This window comes from Allobosea eneae (assembly GCF_042657265.1).
GTDB classification, from domain to species: Bacteria; Pseudomonadota; Alphaproteobacteria; order Rhizobiales; family Beijerinckiaceae; genus Allobosea; species Allobosea eneae.
Genome location: NZ_JBHSLW010000125.1, coordinates 1 through 7927, shown reverse-complemented (window position 1 = coordinate 7927; position 7927 = coordinate 1). Strand labels below are relative to the sequence as shown.

General features: G+C 62.0%; 7 protein-coding genes and 1 pseudogene. 6 read left to right on the top strand and 2 right to left on the bottom strand.

What is annotated here, in order from left to right; translation table 11 throughout:
• From ACFPOB_RS30280 to ACFPOB_RS30270, 3 genes and pseudogenes are all read left to right on the top strand, one after another.
• Positions 1-341, top strand: a pseudogene (locus tag ACFPOB_RS30280) (hypothetical protein); the annotation flags it as partial.
• A complete protein-coding gene (istB, locus tag ACFPOB_RS30275; RefSeq protein ID WP_054211492.1) occupies positions 338-1201 on the top strand; it encodes an IS21-like element helper ATPase IstB in 864 nt (287 codons plus the stop codon). The pseudogene ACFPOB_RS30280 and the gene istB, both read left to right, overlap by 4 nt.
• Before the next feature lie 578 nt (positions 1202-1779).
• Positions 1780-3009, top strand: a complete 1230-nt coding sequence (locus tag ACFPOB_RS30270) for a Fic family protein (protein ID WP_377801864.1) — start codon at positions 1780-1782, stop codon at positions 3007-3009.
• A gap of 48 nt (positions 3010-3057) precedes the next feature.
• On the opposite strand, the gene ACFPOB_RS30265 is transcribed toward ACFPOB_RS30270, so the two are convergent.
• On the bottom strand, positions 3058-3699 hold the full coding sequence (locus tag ACFPOB_RS30265; RefSeq protein WP_306223821.1) for a recombinase family protein: 642 nt from the start codon (positions 3697-3699) through the stop codon (positions 3058-3060).
• A gap of 208 nt (positions 3700-3907) precedes the next feature.
• Here ACFPOB_RS30265 and ACFPOB_RS30260 point away from each other — a divergent pair, with 208 nt between their 5' ends.
• The 3 genes from ACFPOB_RS30260 (at position 3908) to ACFPOB_RS30250 (ending at position 5920) form a co-directional block, all read left to right on the top strand.
• Positions 3908-4567, top strand: coding sequence for a GIY-YIG nuclease family protein (locus ACFPOB_RS30260; RefSeq protein WP_306223820.1), 660 nt, complete (start codon positions 3908-3910; stop codon positions 4565-4567).
• Between the two features lie 210 nt (positions 4568-4777).
• Positions 4778-5602: a competence protein CoiA family protein gene (locus ACFPOB_RS30255; RefSeq protein ID WP_306223819.1), complete on the top strand. Its 825-nt coding sequence runs from the start codon at positions 4778-4780 to the stop codon at positions 5600-5602.
• A 102-nt stretch (positions 5603-5704) separates the two neighbouring features.
• A complete protein-coding gene (locus ACFPOB_RS30250; protein ID WP_306223818.1) occupies positions 5705-5920 on the top strand; it encodes a hypothetical protein in 216 nt (71 codons plus the stop codon).
• A 252-nt stretch (positions 5921-6172) separates the two neighbouring features.
• Here ACFPOB_RS30250 and ACFPOB_RS30245 read toward each other — a convergent pair whose 3' ends face one another.
• On the bottom strand, positions 6173-7729 hold the full coding sequence (locus tag ACFPOB_RS30245; protein ID WP_377801863.1) for an ISL3 family transposase: 1557 nt from the start codon (positions 7727-7729) through the stop codon (positions 6173-6175).
• Between the last annotated feature and the right edge of the window lie 198 nt (positions 7730-7927).

Below are 7927 nucleotides of genomic sequence, written 5' to 3'. Positions count from 1 at the left end.
CAGACCCTCGAACGCATCGCCAATCGCTGGCCCATCTCTCAGATCGACCAGCTCATGCCTTGGAACTTCAAGAACTGAACGGTTCCAGCTACGCGCTTACGTTCATCCAGGTGCTGCGGCTGATGGAGGCCCTTCCGCGCGAGGTCGTGAGCTTTGCCGTGGGCGAGGCCATCCGACTGGGTGCGATCGGCTTCGATGCAGTGAAGCTGATCGCCCTGGCGCGTCTGGAGCGGCGCCCGGCCCGTCTCAACCTGGCGGCCTATCCGCACCTGCCGAAGACGGCAGTGAAGACGACCTCGGCCGCCGATTATGCCGTTCTCCTGCCTGGAGCGGCGGCATGACGGGCCCGGCGAAGGAGGTGATGCCGGCGGGCACCACCGCGGGAACGCCGCAGGTGCTGCTGGCCCATCACCTCAAGCATCTGAAGCTGCCGACGGTCCTGCGCGAATACGACAAGGTCGCGCGGGAATGCGCCCGGGACGGCGTCGATCATCCCCGCTACCTGCTGCGGCTGGTCGAACTCGAACTGATCGACCGGGAACGGCGCATGGTCGAGCGGCGGATCCGGGCGGCGCGGTTCCCGGCGGTGAAGAGCTTCGACACCTTCGACTTCACGGCGATCCCGAGCCTCAACAAGATGCTCGTGCTGGAACTGGCGCGCTGCGGCTACATCCTGCGCCGGGAGAACATCATCGCGCTCGGCAACAGTGGCACGGGCAAGACCCATGTCGCTCTCGCGCTCGGGCTGGCCGCTTGCCAGAAGGGCTTCTCCGTCGCCTTCACCACGGCGGCTTCGCTGGTCAGCCAGCTCCTCGAGGCCCGCGACGAGAAGCGCCTGCTCAGGCTCCAGCGCGAGTTGCAGGCGGTCAAGCTGCTGATCGTTGACGAGCTCGGCTATGTGCCGCTGTCGCCGACCGGCGCCGAGCTTCTGTTCGAGGTCTTCTCGCAGCGCTACGAGCGTGGCTCGACCATCGTCACCTCGAACCTGCCCTTCGAGGACTGGACCTCGGTCCTGGGGTCGGAGCGGCTGACCGGTGCGCTTCTCGACCGGCTGACCCACCACGTCAGCATCCTGGCCATGAACGGCGACAGCTACCGCCTCAGGCAATCCGCCGGCCGTCGCCGCGCCACCGCCGCGGCGGAGCAAAACCAGGCCACCGCCGACGAAGCCGATCCCGAAACCGGCGAGATCATCGCCTGAGCAATCCCGGCAGCGCGATATGGCGAGGGCCCCGATCGGGGCCCTCGCCATATCCGCCGCTCCCCAACGCCAGTGGCCTGCTTTTACTCCGCCACGCTGGCCTGGAATCCGACCGCCGTTGACAACGGCGCCAGCCTCAACCCCTGGCTCCACAACCATCGTGACGATGCTCTCGGCGCTGACGTGGATTTCGACCGTGATGATGTCGTTAGCACCTCGCAGCCCGCGAATGATCCACTGGCGACCGAAAGCGTCGCCCTCGTCGAAGATGGACCACGTCGAGCAATTCACGGACAGCTGTCCGGGGCCGGGCTCCGGTGGCAATCCCTGGCCGCCTGCAATCTGGACTTCTGGCATGGTTTAGCTCCCTGGTCGCCCCAGCCGTCGTCAAGTTTGTTCTCTTTATGTTCCTTTTCTGTTATGCACGCAATCCCGGGGCGGCAGACAACGCACAGGGCAGCGCGACAGGCGCCACGATCGGAAGCAAACATCGGCAACCAAGATCGGCAAATGATTGCCCTTCTGCGCCGTAAGGGTATTGTTTCAAACAATATTCTTCCCGAGCGGATCCGGCAAAAATGATCGAAACTCCCAGCCGCATTGAGCCTGTCTTCTTCGAAGATCAGATCCCACAGGTTCTCGCGGACCTATCCATCGAGATTCAAAGGGAAGCGGGAAATCTTGGCCGAGGGCTTCATCCCGAGTCCGCAGCCGAGCTCGCCGACCTCGTTCGCATGATGAATTCCTACTACTCGAATCTGATTGAAGGGCACAACACCCGGCCGAAAGACATCGAGCGTGCCCTTGCCGGCGCCGAGCTGGAGCCGGAGACTCGCCCGCTTGCACTTGAGGCCAAGGCCCACGTGATGGTGCAACGCGAGATCGACGAAATGCACCTAAAAGGGACCCTATCAAGCCCAACGTCCGTAGATTTCCTACGCTGGTCGCATCGCGCATTCTACGACGAGATGCCCGAAGAGTTTAGGTTCATTAAGCGGCCGGACGGGATTCTGGCGGAAATCGTTCCGGGGGAGTTTCGTCAGAAGGCTGCCGACGACGTCGAGGTGGGGAGACATCTTCCACCCTCTTCGTCCCAGGTCCAGCCATTCATGGAGCACTTCGCAAAGCGATTTGGCGCAGCCGAGAACTGGCCCAGCACCAGGATCATCGCCATTGCCTCCGCTCACCACCGCCTGAACTACATCCATCCATTTCCCGACGGAAACGGTCGCGTCAGCCGCCTGATGTCGCATGCCATGGCACAGCGTGCGGGAATCGGGGGCTTTGGCCTCTGGTCCATTTCTCGGGGGTTGGCGCGAGGACTAAGAGATCGCGGCGAATACAAGAGGATGATGGACCACGCAGACAGCCCGCGCCGCGGCGATCTCGATGGTAGAGGAAATCTGTCGGCCGCTGCGCTGAAGGATTATTGCGAATGGTTCCTCTCGGTCGTACTCGACCAGATTCGATTTTCCGCCTTCATGTTTGACATCGAGCGGCTTGAAACCCGCTTCCGGATGCTGGTGCGCGATGTCCTCGACGATAAGCGTGCGCCGGATCTGATAGGTGTCATCCTAAAGCACGGCTCCCTGGATAGGGGTGACGCGCACCTTGCGCTGAAAACATCGGAGAGAACCGCCCGCAACACCATGGCCGACTTGCTCAAGGCTGGATTTTTAAGGTCTCCGTCGCCAAAAACGCCGGTCCGCATTGCGTTTCCACTCGACTATCGCGAAAGGCTGTTTCCAAACCTCTTCACTGATGCGGAGATATCGCTCCCAGAGCCGCCCCGCCTGAGTTCCGGGTGATCGCCACGTGGTTCCTCGTCGACGGGAGGCACTCGCGGCGCGGACGCCCTAGCGAGAATTGGCGGACTGCTCCCCGACAATGAGAGCCTGCTGTAGGGCTCTCACCTTGACCTCGTGCACCTCATCGCGAATCCGCATGATGGTCTGCCGACTGACATCGAAGCGCTTGGCCAACGGCGCGACCTTCTGGCCATCGTCTAGGGCCGATTTGATCTCGGTGCGCTGAGAGGAGGAGAGGGCGGTCGGCCTTCCGAGCTTCCTTCCCTCCGACTTCGCGCGGCGCAGGCCGGCGTTTGTCCGCTCGATGAGAAGATCTCGTTCGAATTGCGCGACGGCATTGATGACGTTCATGGTCATCTTCCCGGCCGGGCTCGCGAGGTCGACGCCTCCGAGGGCCAGGCAGTGAACGCGGACGCCCAACTCCTCGAGCTTGTGCACCGTGGAGCTGACGTCGATCGCATTTCGACCGAGCCGATCCATCTTCGTGACGATCAGGATATCGCCTCGCTCCAGTCGATCCAGCAGGCGGGTAAAGCCTGGACGGGCGGAAATTGCCACGCTCCCCGAAATGGTCTCGGAAATTACCCGGTGTGGCTCGACCCGAAAGCCGGCCGCCTCAATTTCCTGAATTTGGTTTTCGGTGGTCTGCCCGTTGGTGGAGACCCGGACATATGCGAAAGCGCGAGACATGGATTTTAGTCCGAAAAGGGTAGGGCGAGAACCGGACATGACCGGAAATCGCGCAAGCTAATTTATGAACAGCAGCGGGGGATAGTGTCCGAAATCGCTCGTTTTTGGACAGCATCAAGAGACCGGGTGACAGGGCCGGGCAAATTGCCCAGCGGATGCCACCTCGCACCCCGTTTCCCAACATGCGTGCTCCCGCTACGGTCCCGCTATGAACTACGATCGCAAGACCGTGCTTCCCGCCTTGGAAGGCATGAAATCGAAAGCGGACAAGATCCGTGCGCTCGCGTTGGCAGGCTATCTCAGGACCGAGATCGCCGAGCTGCTCGGTATCAAGTACCAGCATGCCAGGCATGTGCTCGAGCGCTCCGGCATCAGCCTCGGGCGCACACGGGACGTCGTGCTCGACCGCGAGCCCGTAGAAGTCGAGGTCGAGACCGATGTTGGCGAGCAAGGACTCCAGCCGACTCGGGCCGAATATCTGATCAAGTCCGGCGGATTCCGCCGCATCGGCGAATGGCGCCTGGTTGCTGCTGATGATGGTTTCGAGCTGAGCGGCCCTGCACCCAAGGAGCCCGGAGTCTATGCATTCGTGGTCGACGACGTGGTCAGCTATATCGGCGTCACGCTCACCACGTTGCATACGCGCTTGGGGCATTACCGGCGCGGCAACGAGGCGATGCGAACGAGCCAGCGCGTGAAGGGCCTGATCCTGGAGGCGCTCCGTGCCGGCAGCGCTGTTGACGTGCTGGTGGCAATCCCGAAGCCAGCCGAGTGGCACAGCATGCCCGTCAACATGGCGGCCGGTCTTGAGGCCGGATTGATCAGCCACATCCTACCGGCTTGGAACATCCGTGGCGCTCGGCGCTAGCACTTGACGGAGACGCCGGCGCACGCTGCTATGGTCTCGCACCCGGAAAGAAGGTGCCGGCATCTGCCGAGCTAACCGACGGCGGACCAATCCGAACGTCGAAGAGAACGAGAACAGCCCCGGCGCCAGCCGCGTAGCGCTGCCAGTCCACCATTCGAAAACAGCAACAAACTCGCGCTCGCGCGCGACTGATGTCGTATGGAGACAGCTATGCGCTTTGCCCATGTTGGCGGCGATCGAAGACTCGCATCACCCGGTCTGGTCGGCGTCTGCCCATCCTGCGAAGTTGCCGTAATTCCGAAATGCGGCCCGATCAGGGTTCATCATTGGGCTCACAGGGGCGACCGAGATTGTGATCACTGGTGGGAACCGCGGACGGAATGGCATGTTCGATGGCAGGACCAGTTCCCCGCCGTCTGGCAGGAGGTCATTAGGTACGGACCATCCGGCGAGAAGCACATCGCCGACGTCCACACTCCAAATGGCCTGACGATCGAGTTCCAATATTCACATATGCGGGCCGAGGAGCGCGCGGCGCGGGAAGCCTTCTATAGCAATCTGATATGGGTGGTCGCGTGCACCAGGCTGAAAACAGCTTTGCCGCGCTTCGCCGCAGCCGGCCAATTGTTCCGACGCGTCGACCAAGGAATTTATCTAGTTCCCAATTCCAGGGAAGCATTTCCGGCAACCTGGCTGTCATGCCGGGCTCCAGTCTTTTTTGATTTCGAGGGAGCTCCTGGTTTGGCCGACGAGACGAAATCGATTGTCGCGCCGCTGTGGTGCCTGCTCCCCACTACCAATGATGGCGAAACCGTCCTGCTCAGATTCAACCGGGATGATTTTGTTCGGCTCGCGCACCAAAGTGCGCAGATGCCGCCGGCCCGGGTACTGCAGAGGGTCACGGCGACGGTGAGTCATTGGGAGCAAGCAGAGCGCCGACGCGCCGCCCGCTTCTGGAGGGAATTCGCCCACCGAGCAAAAGAGCGCGATCGCAACCCTCGCAAGTGGCGGCCGCGGGGCCCGGCTCGATTTTGAATTGGTCTTGTTATTACCACTTTCGCAGAAGTGGTAATAACTCGCGCTGATGTGGAATGCCTGCCGGTTTGCATCGCGTCCGATCGTGCCGTTGAATAGCTCATGGCCCATCACCCCGACAGCCACGAACTCTACGACTGGCCAGAATACGGCCCAAAAAACCCGGCCATCTCCAACCTGGTCTGGCGGCTCGCCCATGATCGCGGCATGCGCGTTGTCGAGATCGAGCTCATCATTGAGCGAGCACTTCGCGACGAGCTGGCGAAAGGGCAGGGCGATGTAACAGCGGATGCGAGGGACCAGAACTCGCCTCGCTGAGCCTGTTACTGCTCGACGAACACAATCGACCTTAGAATTGGGGACGCCTTGAGCAGGGGCAGACTTCCGAGCAGTTTGCGGAAATAGGGCCCTGGGCCGCTTAAGATAGTGCGGCCTGGCCAACTATCGTGCTCCCGGAAGTGGGGGACGGAATGTTCGGCTGGTTCAAGAACAAGAAATCAGAGGCAGACGAGAAGGATGTGTTTCGGCGTGCAAGTTTGGGTCTGACGCAATCTCGCTGACGTTTGGGGCTCATGTCGCGCCAATCAGACGCGCCTGGAGAAGATCGATCTTTCCGCGGCCGTACATTTGGCGCTTAACGAGCTTGAGACGGGTGATCTGGCCCTCGGTTTGACCGTTTGACCAAGTCGAGAGAATAGCTGCTCGCACAGCGGCCTCCTCTCGTCGGACGCCATTCGACAATGAGGCGACCAGGCTTTGGGAGGCGCGCTCGATCCAGGAAGCCAAAGGCTCGGCCTGCCTCGCTCTGATCATGGCATGGAAGTCGGCGACGATCTCGCGAGCCTCGAACAAGGACGGGACGCCGTTCTCGATCGCGGCGATCGTAACAGTTTCGGCCTTCGAGAGATTGTCGCGACCAGTGGTCATTAACCTCGCGATGGTCCGGGCCGATGGGAGGCGAGCGAGGCTGCTTGCGTCCGCTTTCTCAGCGCGCCGGCGGCGAGTTGCCCATTCGGAGACAACCCTGAGGCTTCCCCGGAAGCCGTTCCTTCGCATTGTGCGCCAGAGGGCGGATGCATTGCGGGCGCCGGCGTCCCATTGCGCATCCAACCAGGGTAGATGCGCTTCCAGAGAACTCTGGCGAGGTCGGAAGACGTCGCTGCGCTCGCCACGGACGATCCGCCTGACGGTCTGGCGGTGATGGCCCGTGCGCCTGACGATCTGTTTGATCGGCACGCCCTCCTGCCAGAGGGCAAGGACCGATGCGTTTGTCTCCTCGCGCCGCAAATATCCGTCATATTGCAGCTTCTCGGCTGCCGTCAGCAAAGCGGGATTGATCACGGTGGCGCCGATGGCGCCGCGGATCTGACGCATTGACTTGCGCACGGCGTCGAGGAAAGCGCGGCTGGCATTCTCCATCAGGTGCCATCGGTCGGCAACCTGGACGGCCTGCGGCAGTGCTCGCGCCACCGCCTCTCCGTAGCCCCCGCCGCGGTCACGGGCGACTGTGTGGACAGCGGACTGATGCCGGAGCCAGGCTTCCGATGTCGCCGGCTCCCGGTCGGGAAGCAGGACGACCGGCCGGCGGCGTTCGAGGTCGCAGACGATGGTGCCGTAGCGGTGATTGCGCCGCCACGCGAAGTCATCAATGCCGATCACGCGCAACGGCTCGCTCGGTACCCGGGCACGCTGCCGGACCACGCGCAGCAGCGTATCGTTGCTGACCGGCAGCATCATCCTGGCGGCAAAACTCGCTCCAGGCCGGCCGCCCAACGCGAGCCCGAGATGCTGGACGATATGATCGAGACGATCGGTCCGGCGTGCTCGCGGAGCAAGGACACTATCACCAAAGCGCTCCGCGAAGATCTGGCGGCCGCATAGAACGGCATCGCACCTGAAGCGCCGGACGAGGATCTGGAGTTCGACGCGTCGGCCGCTGAGCGGCAGGTCCTTTGCTCGCCGGAAATACCGGCTCTGGATCCGTCGCGAGATCGCCCCACAATCAGGACATGGACCGGCGCTGACGGCCGCCCGAGCTCGGACAACAACACGATCGCCTTCGATCGCGATCTCGTCGACCATCAATCCTGAAGGAACCAGGCTGGCTGGCCGAAATCGCTGCTTCATCATGCTGATTCCTTCTGGAAACCAGCGTCAGAACAGCCCCAACGTGCAGCGAAACTGAGTCAGACCCAAGATTGGACGCCGATCGGGGGGCAATATTGGGGTCTGACTCAAATCTGCTGCAGGTCGGGGCTGTTTTGATGCTGGTTTCCAGAAGGAATCAGCGCGATGAAGCAGCGATTTCGGCCAGCCAGCCTGGTT

What these genes read in the sequence shown, in the direction of transcription:
- istB (WP_054211492.1), top strand. Translation starts at nt 338, where the DNA reads ATGACGGGCCCGGCGAAGGAGGTGATGCCGGCGGGCACCACCGCGGGA.
- ACFPOB_RS30270 (WP_377801864.1), top strand. Translation starts at nt 1,780, where the DNA reads ATGATCGAAACTCCCAGCCGCATTGAGCCTGTCTTCTTCGAAGATCAG.
- ACFPOB_RS30265 (WP_306223821.1), bottom strand. Translation starts at nt 3,699, where the DNA reads ATGTCTCGCGCTTTCGCATATGTCCGGGTCTCCACCAACGGGCAGACC.
- ACFPOB_RS30260 (WP_306223820.1), top strand. Translation starts at nt 3,908, where the DNA reads ATGAACTACGATCGCAAGACCGTGCTTCCCGCCTTGGAAGGCATGAAA.
- ACFPOB_RS30255 (WP_306223819.1), top strand. Translation starts at nt 4,778, where the DNA reads ATGCGCTTTGCCCATGTTGGCGGCGATCGAAGACTCGCATCACCCGGT.
- ACFPOB_RS30250 (WP_306223818.1), top strand. Translation starts at nt 5,705, where the DNA reads ATGGCCCATCACCCCGACAGCCACGAACTCTACGACTGGCCAGAATAC.
- ACFPOB_RS30245 (WP_377801863.1), bottom strand. Translation starts at nt 7,729, where the DNA reads ATGAAGCAGCGATTTCGGCCAGCCAGCCTGGTTCCTTCAGGATTGATG.